Below are 23,038 nucleotides of genomic sequence, written 5' to 3' on the forward strand. Positions count from 1 at the left end.
GTCGCCTGTCAGCCCGCGAGACAATGCGCCGCAGGCGCGAGTATCGCGGGCTGACAGGCGACGCTCGAGGGGGCCGAACCCCCGCGCGCGCCAGCGCGCCAAAAACACAGCACCTTCACGAGCAAGGTCACCTACCCCACCTTCGCCCGCAAGGCCACCTCCTCGACCTTCCCGGGCAAGGACACCCACCCCACCCTCGCCGGCAAGCTCACCTACCCCACCCTCACCGGCAAGACCACCTCACCGAAACAACAAATAGACTCCACCTACCTGCACCGTTAAGGTGTCCCCCAAAGGATGGGCGCGCAGCGTCCAGGGCGGCGAGGACAGGGCGAATTCCCTATGGCACAACTCTTCGAAAAGTCGAAGAAAGTAGTCGAGGTTCATCTCGCGAACACCAGTATCCGCGCGATCTCCGGTTCCATGGTCGCCTATGAGGGCGCCGTCCAGTTCAAGTCCGCCGGTTTCGGGGGCGGCGAGGGCGTGCTCGCCGGGATGAAGCGCCGGGCCACCGGCGAGAAGTTGTCGCTGATGGAGTGCGGCGGTAACGGCCGCGTCTATCTGGCCGTCAACGGCCAGTACGTCTCCGTGGTGAACCTGAACAACGAGACCTTGCAGGTGGAGTCGCAGCAACTGCTGGCGTTCGCCGGGAATCTGCGTACCGATGTGCGGTTCGCCGGTGTGCGCGGCGCTTCCAGCGGCCAGGGCCTGTTCACCACCACCGTCAGCGGTCAGGGTCAGGTCGCGTTGCTGTCGGCGGGTGGCCCGCTGATCCATCTGGAGGTGACGCCGCAGTTCCCGCTGGTGGTGGATCCCGATGCGTTCGTCGCCGCGCGCGGCAACCTCAATCAGTCGTTCGTCACCGATGTTTCCTGGCGCTCGGTGATGGGACAGGACGGCGGTGAGGCGTTTTCCTTGCGCTGGGACGGGCAGGGCGTGGTCTCGATCCAACCGGCGGAACGGTAGAACATGTTCGAGAAGGTCAATTCCAAGGTCGTCAAGGTCGATATCGGGGCGGCCGGTGGTGTGGTCGCCCGGACCGGCGCCATGTTGTTCTATACCGGCGACGTATCGTTCGCACCGCATGAGATTCCCGGCGGCGCCGGGGCGGGCGGGGGCGGCGGCCTGGTGCGGATGGCCGGGCGCATGATGGCCGGTGAGCATCAGCGCACCATGCTCGCGCAGGGCCCGGGGGTGGTGCATTACGGTTTCTCGGGCCTGGAAGTTCATGTGGTGCAGGTGCAGCCGGGTGCGGTGATGCAGGTCGAGGCGTCGCGGCTGCTGGCCTATACGGCCGGGTTGCAGACCTCGGTGGTCTCGGTGATGAGCTCCGGGGGTGGTGGCGGCGGTGGTGGCGGTCTGATGGGTGCGCTGCGCGGCGCGGCCTCGGGTGCGTTGACCGGGCAGGGCATGTTCACCACCCAGTTGTCGGGGCACGGTGCCGCGGTGGTGCTCGCCCATGGCGGTTTCCTGGAGTTGCAGGTGGGCGGGCCGAATCCGGTCGTGGTGGATCCACAGGCGTTCATCGGGTCCTACGGAAACGTGCAGACAGAGTTGAAAACCGCGGTGAGCTGGCGGGACGCGGTCGGCCGCGGCGCCGGTGAGGCCATGCAACTGCAGTGCGCCGGGCAGGGTCTGGTGTATGTGCAGGCGTCGGAGGAGAAACTGTGAGCGAGATCCTCGGCCCGATGACACTCGGGGAGAGCGACAACGTCCCCGGCAACAGTTACGCCTTCTGCATCGACCTCACCAAACCGTGGTTCATGCGTAAAGGCGCCATGATCGCCTACTACGGTCAGATGCGGTTCCAGATGCTGACCCACGGGTTGCAGGGGCAGCTGTTGCATATGGTGGCGCAGCAGTTCTCGGCGCCACTGTTCACCGGTGACTATGTGGTGGCCGAGGGGCAGGGCAAGCTGCTGATCGGCGACCGCGGCTACGACATCAACTCCTACGATCTCGAAGACGGCAACCTGACCATCCGCGCGGCGAATCTGCTCGCGTTCGAGCCGGGGTTGTCGCTGAACCAGTCGATCGTGCCGGGTTTCCTCACCCTGATCGGCACCGGGAAATTCCTGGCCTCCTCGAACGGACCGGTGATCTTCGCCGAGCCCCCGTTGCGGGTTGATCCGGAATCCCTGGTGGGCTGGGCCGATTGTCCTTCACCGAGCCATCATTACGATCAGCGCTGGGTGTCGAATTTTCTGGCCGCGGGTGCGGCGGCGTTCGGTGTGAATTCCGGCGAGGAACGCCAGTTCGATTTCACCGGCGCCGGAACCGTTCTGATCCAGTCGAGTGAGAAGGTGCTCAGCGACCATGCGCTGATCCGGACCATCGAGGGCCAGTTGCAGAGTGGCATCACGGTGCCGGGTCTGCAACGGCTACAGGGAGTTATCGCCCAGCAGCTGACAGGCCAGCAGGGGTACTGAGCCACTACCGCCCGACCTGTCCGTTTCGTCCGGCTGTCCCTTGGGCGGTGGCCGGGGCAGACTTGGCGCATGCTGCATCTGCGCGTGCTCGCGCCGGCCGAGCTCACCGACGACGTGGTGGCAATTCTGGAATCCGACGACGCCGTCAGCGGCTTGGCCGTGGTGCGTGACAGTGCCCTGCGGCCCGAGGGTGATCTGATTCTGGCCGATCTGGCGCGCGAGGCCGCCAACGATATCGTGGACCGCCTGCGCGAGACCGGTGTGCATCGCCGCGGCACTGTCGAACTGCAGCCGGTGGAGACCTGGATCTCGCTGTCCGGTCTGCGCGCCGAGGTCCGTACCCCCGGCTACAGCGCCGATTCCGTGGTCTGGGCGGATGTGACCCAGCGCTCGTACGAGGACACCGAACTCAACTGGGTCTATTTGAGTTTCATGACGCTCGCGACGATGCTGGCCGCGATCGCCATCATCGTGGATTCGCAGATCCTGGTGATCGGGGCGATGGTACTGGGCCCGGAGTTCGGCGCGATCGCGGCCCTCGGCGTTTCGCTGGTGCGGCGGCGGTATTCCCTGCTCTGGCGGGCGACCGCGACCCTGGGGCTGGGTTTCATCGCCGCCATCGCCACCACTTTCGTGCTGGTGCTCGTGGGCCGGATGCTGGGCTGGATCACGAGCGAGTCGGTGGAGGGTGTCCATCCCGAGACCGCTTTCATCTACACCCCGGACAGATGGTCGTTCATCGTCGCGCTGATCGCGGCCGCGGCCGGGGTGCTTTCGTTGACCTCGGCGAAATCGGGTGCGCTGGTGGGGGTGTTCATCTCGGTAACCACGGTGCCCGCGGCCGGCAATATCGCACTGGGGCTGGCGTTCGGCGCGGGCTCGGTGATCTGGGGCAGCACCCTGCAACTGGTGGTGAACCTGACCGGGATGGCCCTGGCCGGGTGGGCGACTCTGGCGCTACAGAAGGCGGTGTGGTCGCGGATCTCGTTGCGGCGGGAGAAGACCGCGGCACGAGCGCGGCGCCGGCTGATCTAACCGGCCGGCTCGGCCACGGCGCCCCGGGCGAGGGCCGGCAGCCGGGCGGCGAGTGCGGCGGTGAACCAGTCCAGGATTTCCAGGCCCGCCCGGATTCCGGTGGCCGTGGTGACCGTCAGGCCGGGATGGTCCCAGCCGAGTTCTTCGAGTTCTCCGTGCCGGGGCCGGATGGCGTGATCGGCCGCGGCCAGCATCTCCGCGTCCAGCGCACCGTCGCCGGCCGCCAGCGTGGGGGCATCGGGTTCCAGGTCGCCGGCAGCGCGGAGCCGGGTGCGTACCTCGGCGACCGCGCGGCTCTTACAGACCGCCTGCGGCATGGTGTAGATCTTGCGACCCTGCCGCGACGCCGACCAGCCGCGTTCGCGGCACCACTGATCCCATTCGGCGAGGAAATCGTCCGGTACCCCGGCCGGGTCCACGACCAGGTAGCAGAAGAGTCCATCGGCTTCCCGGTATTTGAGCACCCACGAGTCGTCGACGCGGGACCGCAGGGCCGCACCGACCTCGGCCAGGCTCGCCCCACCGGCCCGGACCGCGGCGTCGATCGCCGCCCGCCAGCTCGGGTCCGGGGCACCGTCCACCAGGATGTTGCCGCCGTTGCTGGTCACCGCGTACGGCCAGGGTGCGCCGGGCAGTTCGATCCGGCGGAACTGTTCGATGGTGCGGGTGGTGGTGGGCAGCACCGCGGCCGCGGCCGCCAGTTCTTTCAGCCGGACCACGGCCGCCGCGGTCATATAGGACAGCGGCGCACCCTCGAAGTGTTCGACGCAGACCGTTTCCGGTTCGCCGGGCCCGAAGGCGTTGCGCGAGTAGATCATGGTCCGATCGAGGTCGGTGGCCATCAGCGCCGGTTTGGGAGTGCTCACTGGGCCACATCCTTGATCAGGCCCATACATGAATAGGCCAGCTCGGGTACGACTTCGACCGGTACCCCGCGGGCCTGCGCGAGCAACCGGATATGCGCGTGTTCGGGAGCGTCGGCTTCGCGGACCAGAACCCGCCACGGCACCCGCCGCAGCAGCACCCGGGTCGTCTCCCCGACCCCCGGTTTCACGAAGTTCACACTGCCGATGCCATATTCCGCCCGGACCCGCTCCACCGAATCCCAGCCCGCCCAGGTGGGTTCGCGGTCACCGGCACGTAATGCCGCCACCTGGAAGGATACCTCGTGCCGGACGCTGCCGAAGGCCGCGGCGACGGTATCGATCAACCGCCCGGAGACATCCGCGCCGGACAGTTCGGCATAGAACTTCGCGCCGTGGAACTCATCCGGTCCGATCAGATCGCGGTTGAGCACCGTACGCGAAACCAGACCGGAGACCGTGGAGTTGAGGCAGGCCGAGGCGATCAGGAAATCGTCCCGGGTGCCGTAGGTGCGGACACAGTGGCCGGGGTCGGCGAGAACGGCGAGGTCGTCGTCGAATCGGGCACCGCCGGCGGCATGATAGGCGTCCAGCGCGTCGGTGAGTTCCCGGGTGATCGCGCCTTTACCGGTCCAGCCGTCCACGAACACCACCGAACCGGGGTCGTGGTGGCGGGCCAGATAGTCCAGGGCCACCGCGTCGATTCCGCGGTCGCGCACGATCGACACCGCGTAGTGCGGAATGTCCAGGGGTGGCCGGTCGCCGTATCCGGCGGCGAGCCAGCGGCGGATCAGGATGCCGATCGGGGTTCCGGCCCGGGCCAGTGAGGCCAGCGAGATCTCGGTGCCGCGTTCGGCAACCACGAGCTCGGCGACGGTACCCACCGCGAGCGCCAGCCGCCGCGCACTGTCGTCGAGCACCCGGTCGAACAGTTCGCGATAGGCGGCGTCGGGCTGGTATTCGATGGGCAGTGATTCCGCGTAGTGCGCGACCCCCGCCTGGATCCGCTGCTCCCGTTCGGCGATATCGGCTTCCAGATCCGCGCCGGACAGGTCCTTCAGCAACCACGCCACATCCGCACGTGCGTAGGAGCCGAATTCGGGACCGTAGAGCGGTTCGGGTCCGCGCGCGCCGGCTCGCGCCGCGACCAGCGCCCGCGGGTCGGCGCCGGGCAGGACCGCCACCACTACATCCGAACCCGCGGCGGTGAGCACATCCAGCAGCCCGCCGGGGGCGTCGAGTTCCGTGGAATCACCCGGTTCGTCGACCACGAATACCAGCACCGGGTCCAGCGCAGGTTCCGGCCCGCCGGCGCCCTCGATCTCCGGCCAGCGCGCGTTGTAGAGATAGCGCGGTTTTTCCTCGCCCCGCTCGGGCGCCCGGAAGCGGAACCCGCGGCGCAGCGGGTAGCCCGGTTCGTCCAGCACATAAGCCGGTGAACGGGTGGTGGTCTGATAACGCACCGGGAGTCCTGCCTCGGCCAGCCCCACCGCCAGACGCAGCGGCAGGTACATGAGTTCCTCGTGCCCGAGCACGATCACCGGCCGGTCGGCGTAGGCGGTGGCCAGCTGATCACGCAGCAGTTTCCCGGCCGCGGTGGCGGCCTGTTCGAACGCCGCGGTGTCGCCGCGCAGGAACCCGTGCCGGCCGCCGTCCGGCACGTCTCGCGGCCACGGCAGTTCCAGCCGCGTGACCGCTCCCCGCGCACCGGCGACCGGGTTGAGCTCGGCTTCGGGGAGCGCCGCGACGGTCGCCGCCAGACCATCGGGCAACAACGCGCTCCCCGCTGCCAGGCATACCGTGTCGATCCGCGCGCCGAGCCCGGCGGCCACGGCGGCGAACCGGTCGCGATCGGCGTCGGTGCGCATATCGACCAGCGTGGCCAGCACATAGTGGGTGCGCGGCGCGAATTCGTGCAGCGCCGTGATCGCGTCCAAAGCGGTATTGCCCGTGGAGATCTCGTCGTCCACCAGGACCAGCGGGAGTCCGGGTGTGAACACACCGGCGGGCATCGGCTGCAGCAGATGAGAGGTGGCATGCGAATGCCCCTCCTCGAAACCGGTCAGCGTCCGCGCGCCCGGCACCACGCGACGGGTGGAGTGCAGATAGCACGCCGCCTCGATCCGGGCGGCCACACAGTGCCCCAGACCGGTGGCCGTTTCGGCGAACCCGAGCACCACCGCGTCCTGCTCACCGAGCACCACGCGGACCAGGTCGCCCAGGCGATTACCCGAATCGCGTACCACCAGCGGATCGGTCGGCAGATGTTTGCCCAGCACCGTCGACACCAGCAGATGCGCGCGCCGCGGATTCTTACGCAGCCCCGGCCGCAGCAGTTCGGCGATATCGGGGCGGTGCGGCAGGGCGTCGGGGGTCTCGCCGTGGCGATACGCCTGCCCGTGCCGTAACTCGATACCGAGAGCGCCGGTGGCCCGGCCGGTCTCGTCAACCGGTGCGGTACTCACCCCTTCACCAGCGCCGATAGCAGATCCACGAAGGACACCCCTTTCTTCGCCACCCCGAAAACCCGAGCCCGGGCCAGGGTGTGGCCGGCCCAGCTGCGATGCGGCCGCATCTCGTTCATCTTGTTCCGGTAGCCGGACGCGGCCACGCCGCCGACCTCGACCTCCAGGATGTCGAGCGCATCGGAATACTCCTCGTGCGTCACCACCGAGAGGGCGTGTACCGCCGCCACATGCGAGGGGTGGATCACGGTTTTGCCCTGGATCCCGTTGGCCCGGTCCAGGGTTATCTCACGCAGCAGGCCGTCGAGATCCCGGCTCACCAGATAGCTGCGGAACGGTACCGCGTCGGATTCCTCGAACGGCGCGGTCCGCAGCAGCGGCCGGAACAGCCGTTCGTGATCGGCGAAGTACTCCCAGACCGGCCCCGTGATCACGAACCCGGTGCCGTCGGCGCGGCCCAGATAGTTGACGATATCGGCGATCACATCGGCCACCACCCGCACGTCGTAGATGGTGAGATCGCGATCGCGGCGGATACCGAAGGTCGCGCACATATCGGTGGCACCCACCCGCACCGCCAGGATCCGCTCCCGGTGCTCGGCCAGCAGCGCCGCGATATGGGTCAGTTCGGTATCGCGGGTCTGCCGGTGCACCAGCGCCGCCGACTCCAGCACCGGCATCCCGTAGAGCGGGCGGGTGGTACGGGCGGCGGCCGCGGCCAGCGCGGAAAGGTATTTGGGCGCCGAGGAGCTGTCGAATTTCGGAAAGACGAACCCGGTGAGCACATCGGCGCCCGCGCCCAGCCGATCGAGCAGTTCGGGCACGGTGTCGGCGTCGCGGACCCGGACGAACAGCAGCGGGCTCGGATCCGGCCGCGCGGCCAGTTCGTCCAGCGTGCGCACGGTCTGCTGTTTTGCCATCGCCACCTCGTGGTCGGCGACGGCGTCCTCTAGGTCGATGACCATCGAGCACACCCCCCGATCGGCGCGGCGGATGATCGTCGCCGTCAGATCGGCTCTGGTCGCCGGGACGTAGAGGGTGGCGCCCAGCGCCACGGCCAGCGTGTCACGATCGGTGTGCTCATCGAACGGCTCCGGCTGCCGGTGGAACAGTGCTCTGGCATCCGGACCCTGCAATTGCCGGAAATGCCGGCGCGGTATCGCCTTGTGCAGGGAGATCTCCTGCCGGACGGCCATGCCTGCTGTCATCGAGCCCCCGTCTCATCCTCGTCGTTGTCCCGGTTGTTTCCGCATTCGCTCCACCACACCCGCAATGAATTCGGTGATGGTGTCCAGCTCGTTTACATACGCCCAATAATCGGGATGGCGCCCGGTGAGGGATCCGCTGACCCTGTCGAGGCGCTCGACCTGAGCGTCGAGTACCGAGCCCCATTCGGAGACCAGTCCCCGCGTGACGGCGAGCATCTGCGCGTCCCGGAGACGGAATCGTACGGCCTCGGCTCGTTCACGCGGATTGTCGCGGACCGCTCGTAACTCGGACAGCCGTTTGGTGACGGCATCGACGAGTTGTTCGGCGTCGGCGAGATGGCCGCGCGCAGTCGTGGTCAGGTCAAGGGCCGGCTCCGGGTTGTGCTCGGCCGCGGCGGCCTTCGCCCCGGCGAGGGCGGCGTCCGCGGCGGCGATATGACGCTCACTGGTGCGCTCATTGTCGGCCAGATCCGCCGAACTCGCAGCATTGAACTCGCGTAACAGGGCTGAATGCGCGGGCCCGATCCGCTCGGCGCGGGTGCGCACCGCGGCCAGCCGGGTGGTAACCGACGCGATGGCGTTGCGCGCGGCCCCGGCGCGAGATGGGGCCTGGGCCAACGCTTCCGACACCAGCGTGGACGCCGCGTCGAGTTGGTTTGCCGCCGTCCGGACCCGCCCCCGCTCGGCCGCGGGTACGGCCTCCAGTGTGACGAGCGCCTCATCCACCGCGGTCGCGGCCGACCGCACCGACGGGTATTCCGCGTACTCCGATTCAACCGCCAGCCTGCGCACCCGCGCGGCCTCGGCGGTGACCCGGGCCACGAGTTCGGGAACCGCGCGCCGCAGCCCGGTCGCCTCCTCGAGTTGGCCCCTGGCGCCGTGGTAGAACCGGTCCACCTCGCGAGCGGCCGCCCCCAGCTGCCGGACCACCGCATCCGCCCGCTGCTCCCGGCCCGGCGCCCGGGTCCCGGCCTGCTCGTCCCGCTCCATATCCGCGGTGAGCGTGAGATATGCCTCGCCGGCGGCGTAACAGGTGTCGCGCACCGGCGACCACCGGCGACCCAGCTCCCGCTCCGGGAAGATCTCCTCGGAGGCCACGACCGCCGCATCGGCGGCCGATTGCCGCCGGTCCATATCCAGGAACGCCGCGGTCAGCGCCGACCGCGCCTGTTCGAACCACGGATCTTCGCCCGACCGGAACCATCCACGTCTGCGGCCTGCCACAGACCCGATGGTATGAGATCGCGTACCGGCCGCGCCCGCCGCGGCGGCGACGAACCCGCATCGCGCACGCGAACATAGAGGTTGACCGACTTTCTGCGCAAGTTCGCCGAAAACCACTACTGTCGTATTCCGTACCCGGCGATTTCGGACATGCTGGGAATCGCAGACAACTACGAAAGGGAATCCCGCATGGGTGTCAGTTTGTCCAAGGGCGGCAACGTCTCGCTGAGCAAAGCGGCTCCGGGGCTCACCGCGGTCGCCGTCGGTCTCGGCTGGGATGTGCGCACCACCACCGGCACCGACTTCGACCTGGACGCCAGCGCGATCGCCACCGGTTCCGATAAGAAAGTCGTCTCCGACCAGCACTTCGTGTTCTTCAACAACCTGAAGTCCCCCGAGGGCAGCATCGAGCACGTCGGCGACAACACCACGGGCGAGGGCGAGGGCGACGACGAGGTCATCAACGTCGACCTGGCGAACACCCCGCCGAACATCGAAAGCATCTTCTTCCCGGTGTCGATCTACGAGGCCGACGGCCGCCAGCAGTCCTTCGGGCAGGTTCGCAACGCGTACATCCGCGTGGTGAACCGGGCCAACGGCGAGGAGCTGGCCCGCTACGACCTGTCCGAGGACGCCTCCACCGAAACCGCCATGGTGTTCGGTGAGCTGTACCGCAACGGCGCCGAATGGAAGTTCCGCGCGATCGGCCAGGGCTACGCCTCCGGCCTGGCCGGTATCGCCCGTGACTACGGAGTCAACGTCTGACGATCCGCACCTCCGGGTAGCGTGAGGGGGTCCGGTATCGGGCCCCCTCACTGCACGCCTCCCCAGCAGGCGCGAGGGGACAAATTGGACAAATTGGCGGTGGACGGTAACGCTGGTGACCGGTCGCCGACACCGCCGACCAGGTTTCTCGTTCAGGGCCGGGATACCGACCGCAGTCCGGCCACCGCACACGAAAGGTCCCAGCGTGGTCCTGCGCATATTCGGTTTATCTCTGGTCGTCACAGTGCTGTCGCTGGGGGTGGCCTTCCTCTACGGTGGCCCCACGGCCCTCGCGCTGTGCGTCATCCTCGGCATCCTCGAGGTCTCGCTCTCGTTCGACAATGCTGTCATCAACGCCACCATCTTGGAGAAGATGAGTGAGTTCTGGCAGAAGATCTTCCTCACCATCGGTATCCTCATCGCCGTCTTCGGTATGCGGCTGGTCTTCCCGCTGGCCATCGTGTGGGTCACCGCGGGACTCAATCCGGTCGAAGCGTTCGACCTGGCCCTGAATCCGCCGGCGGGCGATGCCGCCTTCTTCCCCGACGGCAGCCCCAGCTACGAGACGCTGCTCACCGACGCGCATCCGCAGATCGCGGCGTTCGGCGGCATGTTCCTGGCGATGCTGTTCCTCAACTTCATCCTGGCCGATCGCGAACTGACCTGGCTGAGCTGGATCGAACGTCCGCTCGCCAAGGCCGGGAAGCTGGATATGGCCTCCGTCGTCGTCGCCGGTATCGGCCTGATCCTGGCCGCCGAATTCCTCGCCCACGACGAAGACCGCTCCACCGTGCTGCTGGCCGGCCTGCTGGGCATGGTGATCTACATCGCGGTGGACGGTCTCGGCTCGATGTTCAACGCCGAGGAACACGCCGAGGAGGCCGCCGGCCCGTCCGGGCTGGCCAAAGCCACCGGTAAGGCCGGGTTCTTCCTGTTCCTCTACCTGGAGGTCCTGGACGCCTCGTTCTCGTTCGACGGGGTGATCGGCGCGTTCGCCATCACCGCCGACCCGATCATCATCGCGCTGGGCCTGGGCCTGATCGGCGCCATGTTCGTCCGGTCGATCACCGTCTACCTGGTCCGCCGGGGCACGCTGAACGAATACGTGTACCTCGAGCACGGCGCCCACTGGGCGATCGGCGCACTGGCGCTGATCCTGCTGATCACGGTCGGCGATATCCATGTCCACGAGCTCGTCACCGGACTCATCGGTATCGCGTTCATCGGCGCCGCGGTGCTCTCCAGCATCCGCCGCAACCGTAAGGAAGAAGACCCGAAGACCGCCGCGACCTCCGAACCGACGCCGGTGGGCTGATCGCGCCTCTGCAGAAACACGGGAGCGGACCCCTGAGGGTCCGCTCCCGTTGCTTTTCCCGGAGATCCGGTCACCCGGCGGTGCGGGCACCTGTCACGAACCGGACCCGGCGGGCGTATGGCGGGCTGCGTCGTACTGTTCGAAATACGCCTGCCCCACCGCGAACATCCCCCGCTGCGGCAGCCAGAAATCACCCAGTTTCGTCTGCTCGGCCAACGGCCCGGGTGGACCGATATCGACACCGTCGAGCCGGGCCGCACTGTCCTCGACCGTCCACAGCATCTTCGGGTTGGTACGGAACCACTGCCCGTTCGGCGCCGCCCCGCTCAGCCGCACCCGCCCCACACCCAGCGCCGGACCCGCGACCCGGGACATCATCGACAGCACGGCCGGGCTCCGCCACAGCGCGGCGGGCATCACACCCCCGAGTCCCGTCATCGCCGCGGTGGCGGCCGATCGCCCCAGTTCGATACTCCAGTCGAGGACGTCCGGGATCTCGACCGTCAGCGAGTAGGGGCCGAGCCAGGTGACCGCGATATTCGTGACCCGCGCGTCCGCCAGCGCCGACCCGTAATACCGGGCGCAGCTCATCGCGGGGGACACACTGCTGTAGATCACCCATTCCCCGGCCGGATCGCGGTGCCAGACCGACTCGTACCCCGGCCCCACCGAACTGGCGGCGAAATGCCGGAAGGCCAGATAGTGACCGCTCGTGAAGGGCAGTCCCATCACCCCGTACCCGGCGAACCGCTCCTGGTCCGCGCCGGAGGGCAGCGCGGGATCGGTTTCGGCGATCGATCGCGGACTCTCGGACATGGCCGGCCTCCTCGACGAGCGGGCCCCCGCACTCCCTCACCCTACGTCCAGCTGGGAAAATACAGCCATCACGGCGCTGTTGGAATTCCGAAGCGAAGCGACGTTCCAGATCGCTCAGCTGCTGCTCGCCCGTTCGATGTAAGCGCTGGGGTCTGCTGCTGGCCTGGCAGGATGACACACTCGACAATCACCTCACCCGCGACGAGCTCATCGACCGCCTCGCCGACCTGATCGAGCGCGCACAACCACCACTGCGCCGCGCCACTACCGATCGCCCCGAGCGCAAGGGTCGAGACCACTCTCGTAAGTGACCGGATATTCCTGATCCCGAAACCCTCGACGCCCGGCATTTAGGTGTAGTACCGTCCGGACAGATGTCCAACCTACTGTTCGGAATGCTGTATACAAAGGTTGGGCCGGCACTGGGTCAGGGTGAAGGCGAGTATGCAGGGTTCGGACAACTCCCCAGCAGGTGGAGGGACAGCGGAGATCAGCTGTTCGCAGGTCGGGCCGAATCTCGCGAACGGGCAAGTGACAACCGGCGAGCTGGGCGCGGCGCCGGGCGACATACCGACCGAAGCGGGGCCGGGCACCACCCTGCGCCGCAATTTCTCGGGCACGGTCCTCGCGAGCCTGGCCACCTTGGGCCGCGCCCTCCGGATCGGCGTTCAGGCCGTACGGATCGGTGCTCAGGACACGGTCGGGCTGCGTTTCCAGGTCCGTGAAAGTTTGGCCCAGGCGTGGTTCCTGATCACGGTCACCGCTGTGCCGGCCGTTCTGATGGCCATTCCCTTCGGGGTGATCCTCTCGGCCCAGGTCGGCAATATCGTCTCCCAGCTCGGCGCCGACACGATGATCGGCGCGGCCGGCGGCCTCGGCGTGATCAAACAGGGTGCGCCGATGGCCGCGGCCATGCTTCTCGGGGGTGCGGGCGCGGCCGCCATCGCCGCCGATCTGGGGGCCCGGACCATCCGGGAGGAAGTCGACGCCATGCGCGTTATGGGGGTGGATCCGATCCAGCGGCTGGTGGTGCCACGCATCGCCGCCATGATGCTGGTCGCGCCGCTGCTGAACATCCTGATCATCGTGGTGGGTATCGCCGCGGGGTTCCTGGTCGCGGTGGTGGCGCTGGATGTGACGCCGGGTAGCTACTGGGAGTCCTTCGGTTCCTTCACGACCACCGTCGATATCTGGGTGTCGCTGGTGAAGGCGATGATCTTCGGATTCCTGGTGGTGGTCATCGCCTGCCAGCGCGGGCTGGAGGCCAAGGGCGGACCGCGTGGCGTCGCCGACGGGGTGAACGCCGCGGTGGTGATGTCGGTCGCGGCGGTAGCGGTGCTCAACACCGTGATCACCCAGGTCGTCACGATGTTCATACCGGTCAGGATGGCGTGATGGCGGCGCCCTATGCCCCGCCGGGGCTGAAACGGCTGAGCCGGATCGCACGCCGGGTGCGGCCCATGGGCCCGATCGATTCGATCGGTTTCGCTATCGGCTTCGGCTGGCAGGTGCTGTCCTCGGTGCCCTACACCCTGCTGCACTACCGGCGGCAGACCATCGCCGTGATCACCGATATGACGTGGGGCCGCGGTTCGGTGATCATCGGCGGCGGGGTGGTGCCGTTGATGCTGCTGCTGGGCGCGTCCATGGGCGCCTCGATCGGGATCGAGGCCTACAGCGCGCTGAATCTGCTGTCGCTGGGACAGCTCAGCGGCCTCATCTCGGCCTTCGGCATCACCCGGGAGCTCGCGCCGATCGCGGCCGGAGTGGGGTTCGCCGCGCAGGCGGGTTGCCGGATGACCGCCGAGATCGGGTCGATGCGGATCTCGGAGGAGATCGACGCACTGGAATCACTGGGCATCCGGTCGGTGCCGTTCGTGGTGACCACCCGGGTGATCGCCGGAATCGTGGCGGTGGCACCGGCATTCGTGGTCGCACTGATCTTGAGCTACCTGTCCTGCGAGATCATCGTCACCAATATCCACGGCACCCCGTCGGGTACCTACGACCACTACTTCGACCAGTTCGTGCTGAGCTGGGACGTCCTCGCCGCCACGATCAAGGTGATGATCTTCGCGGTGGCCGTCGTGCTGATCCACAGCTACCAGGGCTATTTCGCCACCGGCGGACCCGAAGGGGTCGGTGTGGGTTCCGGCCGCGCCATCCGGGCGAGCCTGGTCTCGATCATCGCGCTGGACATGTTCGCCACCATCCTGCTGTGGGGCTTCCAGTCCCCGATCTCGTTCACCGGGTGATGTGATGCCTGCCTATGCCCTTCCCGGCACCGAGGTCGGACCCCGCCGGGCCCGTGTCCTCGGGATCTGCGCGGTCGCGCTCACCGCGGTACTCCTGCTGGCCTGGCGGGTCGCCCCGGAGGGCCGATCAGCCGACGAGATCCGGATCGGTCTGGTGACCAGCGGGGTCGGCGCCGGAGTCGAATCCGGTACCGAGGTCAGACTCGACGGCGTCAAGATCGGATCGGTGCGGTCGATCAGTACCACCGGGCCGGGGCGCAAGACCATCGAACTGGCGTTGACCCGATCCCAGCTGTTCGGCCTCAGCGACGCCCTCGGTGTCGACTACGCCCCCGACAACCTGTTCGGCATCACTGCGCTGCAACTGCGTTCGCATACCGGCGGCACCACCCTGACCGACGGCATGACCGTGGACCTGACCGGTCCGGAGGCCGGCCGGGTCCGTGACGCCACGCTGGCGGCGCTGCTGAAATCCACCGGCCTGCTGACCGGTTCGGTGCTGACGCCCGATCTGGCGGAGCTGCTGAGCACACTGTCCCGCGATGTCGGCGCCTTCACTCCATTGCTACAGGCCATCGGCGCGACGACCCGCGCCTACGTCGAGACCCGGCAACTCGCCCCGTCCTTCCTGCTCGACCGGTACGGTTCGGCGCTGGCGGGGTTGCCGCCCATGATCACCGGCGGGCTGGATGTGCTGGAAGCCGCCTACACCAACCAGTACTTCCGCAATCCGGAGAACCTGGCCGAGTTCCGGGAACTGTTCGGCGGCATCCAGAACCAGCTGCTGCCCGTGGTGACCCAGACCTTCACCACCGCGCGCCCGTATTTCGCCGACCTGCTGCCGGTCGCCACCACGATGCTGGATCAGATACCGGCGGCCGTGGGCGATCCGGCGCACTCCGGGGCGCAGCTGACCGAGTTGCTGGACCGGCTGGCGCGCGCGTTCCGCGACACCCCGTCGGGACCCGTCCTCGACGCCGAGGTGCAACTCGACCTCGTCCCCGGTCTCACCGGGCCACTGTCGTCGATACTTCCCGCACCGAAGGAGGGCCGGTGATGACGACCCGGGCGCTGTTCGTGCGCGTGGCGGTCGCGACCGCGGTGATGGCGATCGCGCTCGCCGGTGTGTTCCAGCTGGTCGAGCGGCCCGTCGAGGGTGACACCCATACGTACACCGCGCTGTTCACCGATGCCAACGGGCTCCGTGTCGGCGACGATGTGCGGATCTACGGCGTGCAGGTCGGCAAGGTGGAGCAGCTCGAACTGGACGGTGTCCTGGCGCGGGCGCGTTTCACCGTGCAGTCCGGCCATCCGGTGTTCACCAACAGCACGGTCGCCATCCGATACCAGAACCTCACCGGGTTCCGGTATCTGGACATCGCGCAACCGGAACGTCCGGAGGCGCAGCGTGAACCGTCCTCGGTGTTCGACACCTCCCAGACCACACCGGCGTTCGATATCACCGCTTTGTTCAACGGCCTGCAACCGGTGCTGGCTCAGCTTTCCCCGGGGGAGCTGAACCAGTTCACCGAGAGCATGCTGGCGGTACTCGAGGGCGACGGCACCGGACTGGGACCGGCCCTCGACGCCATCGACCGGCTGAGCCGCTACGCCACCGACCGCCAAGCGGTGCTGTCGACGCTGGTCGGCAACCTCTCGCGGATGGCGGGGACCCTCGGCGGGAAATCGGGAAACGCGGTGCAGATGCTCACCAATCTCACCAATCTGTTCACCGCCATCGGTGACAAGCTGCCCGGACTGGTCGAATTCTCGCTGGCCATCCCGCCGGTGATCCAGCCGATCCGCAATATCCTGGCCGTCCTCGGTATCACCGGCGAACCCGGCCGCGACCTGGACGCCGCACTGCGGGCGGCGTTTCCCGATCCCGCCACGGCGACCGAGGTATTCGACCGGCTGCCCGGGCTGATCCAGTCCATCGCCGCCGCGGTGCCCGCGACCGGGCCCGGGGCCTGCTCACGCGGCGAAGCGAGCGCGCCGGCACCACTACAGGTACTCATCGCCGGCCAGGGAGTGGTGCTGTGCAATTCCTGAAACGGTGGCGACCGCGGCGGAAATCCGCCGGACACGCGCCGGATGACCGCGGCGGTGATCTGCGCTGGGGTATCGCGGGACTGTGCCTGGCGGTGCTGCTGGTCGCCGGTATCGGGATCGTGTACGTGCGGGGCACCGATTCCACCCGGACCTACAGCGCCGATATCGCGCAGGCCGGGTCGATCCGGGAGGGCGACGACGTGCGGCTCGCCGGAATACCCGTCGGTGAGGTGGCATCACTGACCCTGCTGTCCGACCGGGTCCATATGACCTTCACCGTGGACGACGACGTATTCGTCGGGGACGGCACCTCCCTGAGAGTCCGGATGCTGACCGTGGTCGGCGGCTACTACCTCGCGCTCGAGCCCGCCGGTACGGCACCGCTCGGCTCGCGGGTGATCCCCCGCGAGCGAGTCGAGCTGCCCTACAACCTGACCGAAGTCTTCGAGGCCGCCATCGCGCCGGTCCGCGAAATCGACGGCGGGCTGCTCCGGCAGAACCTGGCGATGCTGGCGACCTCGGCCGGGGACAGCCCCGACGCCTTCCGCGCCGCGGTACAGGCCACCGGCGATCTGGTGGGGATCATGGACCGGCAGAACTCCGATATCTCCCGCGCCCTCACGGTCGCCGACGAATACCTGACCGCCCTGAACGGGAGTTCCGATGTGCTGGTGCAACTGCTGAACAACCTGGGAACGCTGGAGTCGATCGTGCGCAACTACAAGACCCAGATCGCACAGGCACTGCAGGACGTGACGTCGGTACTGCACGGCCTGTCCCCACTCGGACGCACCTGGGACGAGACCTGGGCCGCGCAGTCCCGCCCGCTCGCCGATCTGGTTCCGAAACTCGGCGAACTCGGCGGCCGCCTGGGCACCCTGCTCGACTCGCTGCATGCCCTGGGGCAGCGGCTGCTCCCGCTGGTCCCGCCCGAGGGCGGGATGACGGTGGACCGGTCCGGAGTGTGCATCCCCGTGCGAGGAGCAGGATGCTGACCCGCGTGCTGGGTTCCCGGGGCCTCATGTCGGCCGCGGTGCTGCTCGCCCTCCTACTGCTGGCCGTGGCCGGTTTCACCCTGATAAAGCCCACCCCGGAGACCCGCGCCTACTGCGCCGATATGCCCGACAGCATCGGGCTGTACCAGGGCAGCGCCGTCACGGTGCTGGGCGTGCGGGTCGGCGAGGTGACCGGAATCGAACCCCACGGCGCCGCGGCGCGGGTACGGTTCGCGATGCGCGCGGACCGCAAACTCCCACCGGATGTGGGCGCGGTGACCGTGAACGACACCGTGCTCGCCGACCGCAAACTCGAACTCGTCGGCGACGAACCGGCCGGACCCGGCCGCGAACCCGCCGAGTGCATCACCAGAACACTCACTCCGCAAAGCCTTTCGCGGACCTTCGACGCACTCGCCGGACTGGCGGACCAGCTCAACGGTGCACAGGATCCCGCGCAGCAGGGGGCGGTCGGCGCCGGCCTCGGCGCGCTGAACGCCGCGACCACGGGGACGGGCGAGGAACTCAACACTCTCATCAACGAGCTGGCCCGGGCACTGGACTCCCCGCAGGCCGCCGTCGACCACATCGGCAAACTGATCGACGCCCTCACCGAACTGGTGCACCGCGCCCGCAACGGCTGGGCCACCGTCGAAGCGGTGGTCACCGAACTCCCGCAAACCTTCAACGACATCGTGACCATCGCGTTCCCGCCGATCATCCAGCTCGTCGACGACCTCGCATCCGTCCTGCCGCAGCTCAACGACGTGATACGAACCTTCGGCACCCCCGCGGTACGGGCCCTGGACTCCATCCCGGATCTGCCCGGGCTGCTCGCGGCCGGGGTCGGCTCACTGGCCGGGATCATCGAGATGACCCCGGCGCTCGCCGCCGGCTTCTCCCGATCGGCGGACCCGGCCACGGGTCGTACCGTCATCGGTTACGCCCCGCCCGCGGTCGCGCTACCGGAGCCGGCGACCGCCCGGATCTGCGCCGGATTGCGGGCGATCACCGGACAGCCGTGCCCGTTGTCGGCATCGGGTGCGGTCCGCATGCCGGTTCCGTCCCTGCTCCTCGCGGCGGTGAGCGCACGATGACCTTCCTGCCCGCACGAGTGCTGCTCGCCGCCGTCCTCGCGGTGCTGCTGGCCGGCTGCAGCTTCCGGCCCGCCGACATACCGGTCCCCGGCGCCGGGGTCGAGGGCCCGACCTATCCGTTGCGCATCGAATTCGCCAATGTGCTCAACCTGCCGCAAGGCGCCAAGGTGATCGCCGACGGCGTCCGGGTCGGCCTGCTCACCGGGGTCACCGTGATCGACGCCGGAATCGCCGGTGCACGCCCGGGTTTCGTGGTCGCCGATATCGAAGTGCAGGATTCGGTGCGGCTGCCGATCGGCACGAAAGCCGAACTGCGCCAGGAGACACCGCTGGGCGATGTGCATATCGCGCTCACCGAACCGGAAACCCCCGGCCCGGCCCGGCTCGAACCCGGCGCGACGATCCCGCTGGCCGACACCACCCAGCCACCGCTGATCGAGGACATCCTCGCCTCGCTGTCGGTCTTCGTCGGCAGCGGCGCGGTCACCGATATCCAAGACCTCGTACGCACCATGAACGGGGTACTGCCGAAGAACCCGCGCGACACCGCCCGCCTGGCCGGCACCGTCGGCGCCGACCTCACCGACCTCGCCGCGAACACCGGCTCCGTCGACAGCGTCCTCGACGGACTCGAATCCGTCGTCCAGCAGGGCGTGCTGGACAACGGGCCGGTTCTCGAAGAACTGCTCACCCCCTATGGTGTGCAGCAGACCACCGACGCGATGAACGCCCAGATCGGGGTCATCTTCGTACTCACCTCGCTCGGCCCGGTCGGCCCCGGCACCCAGTGGCTGGGCCCGCTGCTGGCCTCAGTGGAGTCCACCGTGCGCGCGGTGGTCCCGGTGCTGTTCGGGGCGGCGCCGCTGGACACCACCGCCCCCTCCAACCTGAAGAAACTGGTGGATCTGCTGCACACCCGGGTCATCCCGTTCGCCGAGCACGGCCCGAAACTGAACCTGTCGCAGGTCACGGCCACCCCCGCCACGCCACTGTCACCGGACGAACAGACCACCCGCATCGTGGACACCCTGCGCATGATCGGCGCGGTCCGATGAACATCCGCGCGATCACCTCACTGTCCGCCATCGCCGCGGTCCTGGTGTTCGGCGTCGCCTATATGGGCGTCGGTGTGCTGCATCTGGATCCGCGCCGCGACCACATCACCGTCGACCTGCACCTGGAGAGCTCGGGCGGCCTCGGCCCCGGAGCACCAGTGCTGCTGCACGGTATACAGGTCGGCCGCACCGAATCGGTGCGCAAGGAAGCCACCGGGGTGTTCGTACGCCTCGCGATCGACGACCACTACCGGATCCCGGTAGCCGGCGATATCCACATCGAACAACTGTCCGCGCTCGGCGAGCCCTATGTCGGGTTCGCCCCCGACAGCGATACCGGGCCCTATCTCGAAGACGGACAGGACGTCCCGACCAGCCGGATCCACATGCCGGCCTCGATCACCGCGCTGTCGACCCGGCTGGTCGAACTGCTGAACCAGATCCACCCCGAAGTGATGGCCGGCCTGGTCGGCACCTTCGACCAGGCACTCGACGGCACCGATGTCGCCGTGCAGAGCCTGCAACGCTCCACCACCCTGCTGGCGGCCACCCTGCTGAGCCGGTCCGCGTCGCTGCGGCAGTTGTTCGACGACCTGCAGGCACTCGGCGGTGACATCGACTGGATGGGACCCTCGCTCGCGCACGCGGGACCGCTGTTCGGTGAATTCGGTGTCACCTTGAGCGCCATCGTGGAGAACGGCTCGAAACTCGTGGAGAGCCGCCCCCCGTCGGACTACTTCACCGGCGACGGTGTGCTGCCCTTCCTCGTGGAAATGGAGGCACTGCTGCGCAAGATCGGTCCCGGCCTGGCGCCGCTGGGCCCCATGCTGCAACCCGTCGTTTCCGACGCCGTCCAGCGCGCGCCCACCCTCGATATCGGCGCCCTGCTCGACCAGGCGCTCAACGGCGTCGACACCGACGGCACCCTGCACTTCCGCATCGGCCTGAAATAGCAGTCGGCTCCCGCTTCCGGAAAGGACGGACATATGAGCACCGCAACCGAACAGAAGAAGCCCGAGTCCACCGCCGAGCAACCCGCCCCGGCCACCGGCGGCCCACGCACGGTCTCGATACGGCTCTCAACCGCACTGACCGCACTCGCGCTGACTACCCTGCTGGTGGCGACCGTGACCCTGACGATCCTCTACCTCTCGGCCCGCGCCACCATCGCCGACACCGATGCCCGCGCGGCAGACCAGCAGCACGCCGAGCAAATCGCCTCCGACTACGCGCTCGGCGCATCCACCATCGACTACCGGGACGTCAAAGGGTGGCTCACGCGCCTGAAGGCCGGAACCGCGCCTCCGCTCGCGGCCAAGTTCGACGCCACCGCACCGCAGCTGGAACAGATCCTGCTGCCACTGCAATGGACTTCGACAGCCACTCCGCTCTCGGCGGATGTGATCTCCGAATCCGCGGGAGTGTTCAAGGTCAACGCCTATCTGACCGTCAACTCCACCAGCGTGCAGAACCCCGACGGCGCGGCCACCACCGTCACCTACTCCCTGACCATCGACCGGAACTCCGGCTGGCAGATCACCGAGGTCGGCGGACTACAGAACGCGATCCCGGGGAACTGAGTGCCACGACGTCTGCTCAACCGGCCTCGGCGAGCCGGACGATATGCGGGACGCCGACCGGATTGCTGATCCAGTGGGCGTTCATGCCCGCCGGCAGTGGTTCCAGCTCGTCCTGCACGGGGACACCGAATGCGGCCAGATGCTCGGTGGCGCGGTCGACGTCGTCGGTGAACAGCTCCAGCCAGAGATCGGCGCGCGCATAGTTGTCGACACGGTCCAGCCACAGCGTGACGGGCCCGAAACCGACCGAGGCGCTCTGGATCACTCCTTCGGCGACCGCTTCACCGCTGTGATCGGTGACTTCCAGACCCAGTGCGTCACGGTAGAAGGCGACGGTCCTATCGAACTGTGCTTTGGGAAGTTTCATGGCGATGTTGTGCCCGCCGCGGAATATGGGTGTCATGGGTCAGTTCTCCTCTGTCCGATCGAGGTGGTCGCGGAGCGCGCTCAGGCGCCCGTCCCAGGTGTGTGCGAGCGCGGCGAGAAACGACTGGGCCACGACCATCGGCCCGGTCCGCAGGTGATAATGGATCCGGCGCCGCTGTCCGGGTTCGGCATGGACGAGTCCGGCATCGGTCAGCAGGCCGAGGTGTTTGGCGATCGCCTGGCGCGAGATCGGCAACCGAGCTCCCAGTTCGGTCGCGGTCGCCGGACCGTGCCCGGCGAGTTCGGCGAGGATGCCGCGACGCGTCGGGTCGGCCAGCGCCGTGAACACCGCCTGGGCGATCGGCTCGGTGTCGAGCTGGTCAGGCCGCGACATCGAAATACTCGGCCAGTTCGGCCAGTTCCGTCGCCCAACCCCGAACATTGCCTTCGTAGGCCTCGGCAAGATGGTCGGGCAGCTGCGCGAAGCCGCTTTCCACCATCGTGAGCCGGGTGCCGGCGGGTATCGGCTCCAGCGTGAATTCCACGTATGTGCGGCGTGGATCACCGGCCGGTAGCCCTTCGATCGCCCAGTCGAATGCGAAACGGCGGGGCGGCTCGACGATCCGGATCCACAGGGTGTGCGGTCCGTCCTCGCCCCACCACACCCGCATTGTGCCGCCGGGGCGCAGATCATCGATTTCGGCTCGGGACCCGAACCAGCCTCCGAGACCCTCGGACGTAGTCAAGGCTTCCCACACCTTTTCGGGCTCCTGGTGCAATTCGAGGTCACGCTCGATGCGGTCGGGTATGGGCAACGGTCCTCCAGGTATAGCAACCAACTGATTGCCACAATGTATAGCAACCCATCGGTTGCAACAAGTCGGTCGAAAGGGTCGGGTCCCGGTCCGGTCCCACGCCGCTGTCGCGGCATCCTCCAGCGCCCCGGCCAGTCCATCCGCTACCGCCACGACTACATCTCTCCCGGAAGCGGCACCGGGAATGTATTCGATGGACGGGATCGTCAACGCATGCGACCTGATCGACCCCACTCCGCTGCACAAATGGTCGGCCACACCGGATCAAGCGCCCTACCATCACGAAACTCCGCCGAGTGACGACGACCCCGGCAGTCTGTCATGCAACTGGGCTACAAAAGCCAGTCGGGTGACGGCGTCCACTGGAATCAAGCGGCCATCGACCTTCGCGTCGAGTTCACGGCCGCCGGAGCAACACCCGCCTATGACGAGTGGAAACACCAGGACACCGCCGGGCCCGGGGCGGATTCCGGCGAGGTCACCGGAATCGGCTCCCGGGGTTACTGGCAGACCGCGACGTCGGACTCCAGCGATACCACCGGGCTGGACTACGTCGTGGGCGTGCAGGACGACAATGTCTCGCTGCGCATACGAATCCCCATCCTGCGCCAGCACGGCGAGCCCCCGCTGAACCCCGACGAACTCGGCGTGATCGCCCGAAACCAGGCCCGGCAGGCTCTGGACGGACTGAAGCGGAAATAGC

The 23,038-nt window shown here is 67.9% G+C and carries 24 protein-coding genes; 16 read left to right on the forward strand and 8 right to left on the reverse strand.

All coding sequences use genetic code 11. The features are described 5' to 3' along the window. The first annotated feature begins 342 nt into the window (after positions 1 to 342). From AB0F41_RS27415 to AB0F41_RS27430, 4 genes are all read left to right on the forward strand, one after another. Positions 343 to 966 carry an AIM24 family protein gene (locus tag AB0F41_RS27415; protein WP_357428694.1) on the forward strand — a complete coding sequence of 208 codons (624 nt, stop codon included), beginning with the start codon at positions 343 to 345 and terminating at the stop codon, positions 964 to 966. 3 nt (positions 967 to 969) lie between these two features. Next, on the forward strand, positions 970 to 1,671 hold the full coding sequence (locus AB0F41_RS27420) for an AIM24 family protein (RefSeq protein ID WP_357428696.1): 702 nt from the start codon (positions 970 to 972) through the stop codon (positions 1,669 to 1,671). Continuing rightward, positions 1,668 to 2,429, forward strand: coding sequence for an AIM24 family protein (locus AB0F41_RS27425; RefSeq protein WP_357428698.1), 762 nt, complete (start codon positions 1,668 to 1,670; stop codon positions 2,427 to 2,429). The genes AB0F41_RS27420 and AB0F41_RS27425 overlap by 4 nt, the downstream gene beginning before the upstream one ends. A 69-nt stretch (positions 2,430 to 2,498) precedes the next feature. Then, positions 2,499 to 3,464: a DUF389 domain-containing protein gene (locus AB0F41_RS27430; protein ID WP_357428700.1), complete on the forward strand. Its 966-nt coding sequence runs from the start codon at positions 2,499 to 2,501 to the stop codon at positions 3,462 to 3,464. Here the strand turns inward: AB0F41_RS27430 and AB0F41_RS27435 are convergent. The 4 genes from AB0F41_RS27435 to AB0F41_RS27450 are packed head-to-tail and all read right to left on the reverse strand — an operon-like array spanning position 3,461 to position 9,224. Next, positions 3,461 to 4,306 (reverse strand): HAD family hydrolase, encoded by an 846-nt coding sequence (locus tag AB0F41_RS27435; RefSeq protein ID WP_357428754.1) that lies wholly within the window; start codon positions 4,304 to 4,306, stop codon positions 3,461 to 3,463. The genes AB0F41_RS27430 and AB0F41_RS27435 overlap by 4 nt on opposite strands. A gap of 20 nt (positions 4,307 to 4,326) precedes the next feature. Beyond that, entirely contained in the window at positions 4,327 to 6,792 is a 2,466-nt protein-coding gene (locus tag AB0F41_RS27440) for a phosphoribosyltransferase (RefSeq protein ID WP_357428702.1), read from the reverse strand. Then, entirely contained in the window at positions 6,789 to 8,000 is a 1,212-nt protein-coding gene (locus AB0F41_RS27445) for an HpcH/HpaI aldolase/citrate lyase family protein (RefSeq protein WP_357428704.1), read from the reverse strand. Before AB0F41_RS27445 ends, AB0F41_RS27440 begins: the two co-directional genes overlap by 4 nt. Before the next feature lie 12 nt (positions 8,001 to 8,012). Then, positions 8,013 to 9,224 (reverse strand): hypothetical protein, encoded by a 1,212-nt coding sequence (locus AB0F41_RS27450; protein WP_357428706.1) that lies wholly within the window; start codon positions 9,222 to 9,224, stop codon positions 8,013 to 8,015. A 189-nt stretch (positions 9,225 to 9,413) separates the two neighbouring features. Between AB0F41_RS27450 and AB0F41_RS27455 the strand changes: the two genes are divergently transcribed. Further along, the gene (locus AB0F41_RS27455; RefSeq protein ID WP_357428708.1) at positions 9,414 to 9,989 is read left to right on the forward strand and encodes a TerD family protein; all 576 of its coding nucleotides are present in this window, start codon (positions 9,414 to 9,416) and stop codon (positions 9,987 to 9,989) included. 205 nt (positions 9,990 to 10,194) lie between these two features. Next, positions 10,195 to 11,304 (forward strand): DUF475 domain-containing protein, encoded by a 1,110-nt coding sequence (locus AB0F41_RS27460; protein ID WP_357428710.1) that lies wholly within the window; start codon positions 10,195 to 10,197, stop codon positions 11,302 to 11,304. A 93-nt stretch (positions 11,305 to 11,397) separates the two neighbouring features. Here AB0F41_RS27460 and AB0F41_RS27465 read toward each other — a convergent pair whose 3' ends face one another. Then, positions 11,398 to 12,120, reverse strand: a complete 723-nt coding sequence (locus AB0F41_RS27465) for a hypothetical protein (RefSeq protein ID WP_357428712.1) — start codon at positions 12,118 to 12,120, stop codon at positions 11,398 to 11,400. A 567-nt stretch (positions 12,121 to 12,687) separates the two neighbouring features. Here AB0F41_RS27465 and AB0F41_RS27470 point away from each other — a divergent pair. Genes AB0F41_RS27470 through AB0F41_RS27510 form a run of 9 tightly spaced genes read left to right on the forward strand, consistent with a single transcriptional unit; the run spans position 12,688 to position 21,154 of the window. Next, a complete protein-coding gene (locus tag AB0F41_RS27470; RefSeq protein ID WP_357428756.1) occupies positions 12,688 to 13,515 on the forward strand; it encodes an ABC transporter permease in 828 nt (275 codons plus the stop codon). Further along, a complete protein-coding gene (locus tag AB0F41_RS27475) occupies positions 13,515 to 14,375 on the forward strand; it encodes an ABC transporter permease (RefSeq protein ID WP_357428714.1) in 861 nt (286 codons plus the stop codon). Before AB0F41_RS27470 ends, AB0F41_RS27475 begins: the two co-directional genes overlap by 1 nt. A gap of 4 nt (positions 14,376 to 14,379) precedes the next feature. Further along, the gene (locus AB0F41_RS27480; RefSeq protein ID WP_357428716.1) at positions 14,380 to 15,432 is read left to right on the forward strand and encodes a hypothetical protein; all 1,053 of its coding nucleotides are present in this window, start codon (positions 14,380 to 14,382) and stop codon (positions 15,430 to 15,432) included. Then, the gene (locus tag AB0F41_RS27485; RefSeq protein ID WP_357428718.1) at positions 15,432 to 16,427 is read left to right on the forward strand and encodes an MlaD family protein; all 996 of its coding nucleotides are present in this window, start codon (positions 15,432 to 15,434) and stop codon (positions 16,425 to 16,427) included. Before AB0F41_RS27480 ends, AB0F41_RS27485 begins: the two co-directional genes overlap by 1 nt. Next, entirely contained in the window at positions 16,415 to 17,422 is a 1,008-nt protein-coding gene (locus AB0F41_RS27490; protein ID WP_357428720.1) for an MlaD family protein, read from the forward strand. The genes AB0F41_RS27485 and AB0F41_RS27490 overlap by 13 nt, the downstream gene beginning before the upstream one ends. After that, positions 17,416 to 18,519 (forward strand): MlaD family protein, encoded by a 1,104-nt coding sequence (locus AB0F41_RS27495; protein ID WP_357428722.1) that lies wholly within the window; start codon positions 17,416 to 17,418, stop codon positions 18,517 to 18,519. Before AB0F41_RS27490 ends, AB0F41_RS27495 begins: the two co-directional genes overlap by 7 nt. After that, entirely contained in the window at positions 18,516 to 19,574 is a 1,059-nt protein-coding gene (locus AB0F41_RS27500) for an MlaD family protein (protein ID WP_357428724.1), read from the forward strand. The genes AB0F41_RS27495 and AB0F41_RS27500 overlap by 4 nt, the downstream gene beginning before the upstream one ends. Then, positions 19,571 to 20,527, forward strand: coding sequence for an MlaD family protein (locus AB0F41_RS27505; RefSeq protein ID WP_357428726.1), 957 nt, complete (start codon positions 19,571 to 19,573; stop codon positions 20,525 to 20,527). The genes AB0F41_RS27500 and AB0F41_RS27505 overlap by 4 nt, the downstream gene beginning before the upstream one ends. A gap of 33 nt (positions 20,528 to 20,560) precedes the next feature. Beyond that, the gene (locus AB0F41_RS27510; protein WP_357428728.1) at positions 20,561 to 21,154 is read left to right on the forward strand and encodes a hypothetical protein; all 594 of its coding nucleotides are present in this window, start codon (positions 20,561 to 20,563) and stop codon (positions 21,152 to 21,154) included. Positions 21,155 to 21,170: 16 nt separating this feature from the next. Here AB0F41_RS27510 and AB0F41_RS27515 read toward each other — a convergent pair whose 3' ends face one another. Genes AB0F41_RS27515 through AB0F41_RS27525 form a run of 3 tightly spaced genes read right to left on the reverse strand, consistent with a single transcriptional unit; the run spans position 21,171 to position 22,335 of the window. Then, positions 21,171 to 21,557, reverse strand: a complete 387-nt coding sequence (locus AB0F41_RS27515) for a VOC family protein (protein WP_357428730.1) — start codon at positions 21,555 to 21,557, stop codon at positions 21,171 to 21,173. A gap of 3 nt (positions 21,558 to 21,560) precedes the next feature. Continuing rightward, entirely contained in the window at positions 21,561 to 21,914 is a 354-nt protein-coding gene (locus tag AB0F41_RS27520) for a metalloregulator ArsR/SmtB family transcription factor (RefSeq protein ID WP_357428732.1), read from the reverse strand. Next, on the reverse strand, positions 21,901 to 22,335 hold the full coding sequence (locus AB0F41_RS27525; protein ID WP_357428734.1) for an SRPBCC domain-containing protein: 435 nt from the start codon (positions 22,333 to 22,335) through the stop codon (positions 21,901 to 21,903). The genes AB0F41_RS27520 and AB0F41_RS27525 overlap by 14 nt, the downstream gene beginning before the upstream one ends. 321 nt (positions 22,336 to 22,656) lie before the next feature. Here AB0F41_RS27525 and AB0F41_RS27530 point away from each other — a divergent pair, with 321 nt between their 5' ends. Continuing rightward, positions 22,657 to 23,037, forward strand: a complete 381-nt coding sequence (locus tag AB0F41_RS27530) for a hypothetical protein (protein WP_357428736.1) — start codon at positions 22,657 to 22,659, stop codon at positions 23,035 to 23,037. The last annotated feature ends 1 nt before the right edge of the window (position 23,038 follow it).

It is taken from the genome of Nocardia sp. NPDC024068, from assembly GCF_040638875.1.
Taxonomy (GTDB): Bacteria; Actinomycetota; Actinomycetes; order Mycobacteriales; family Mycobacteriaceae; genus Nocardia.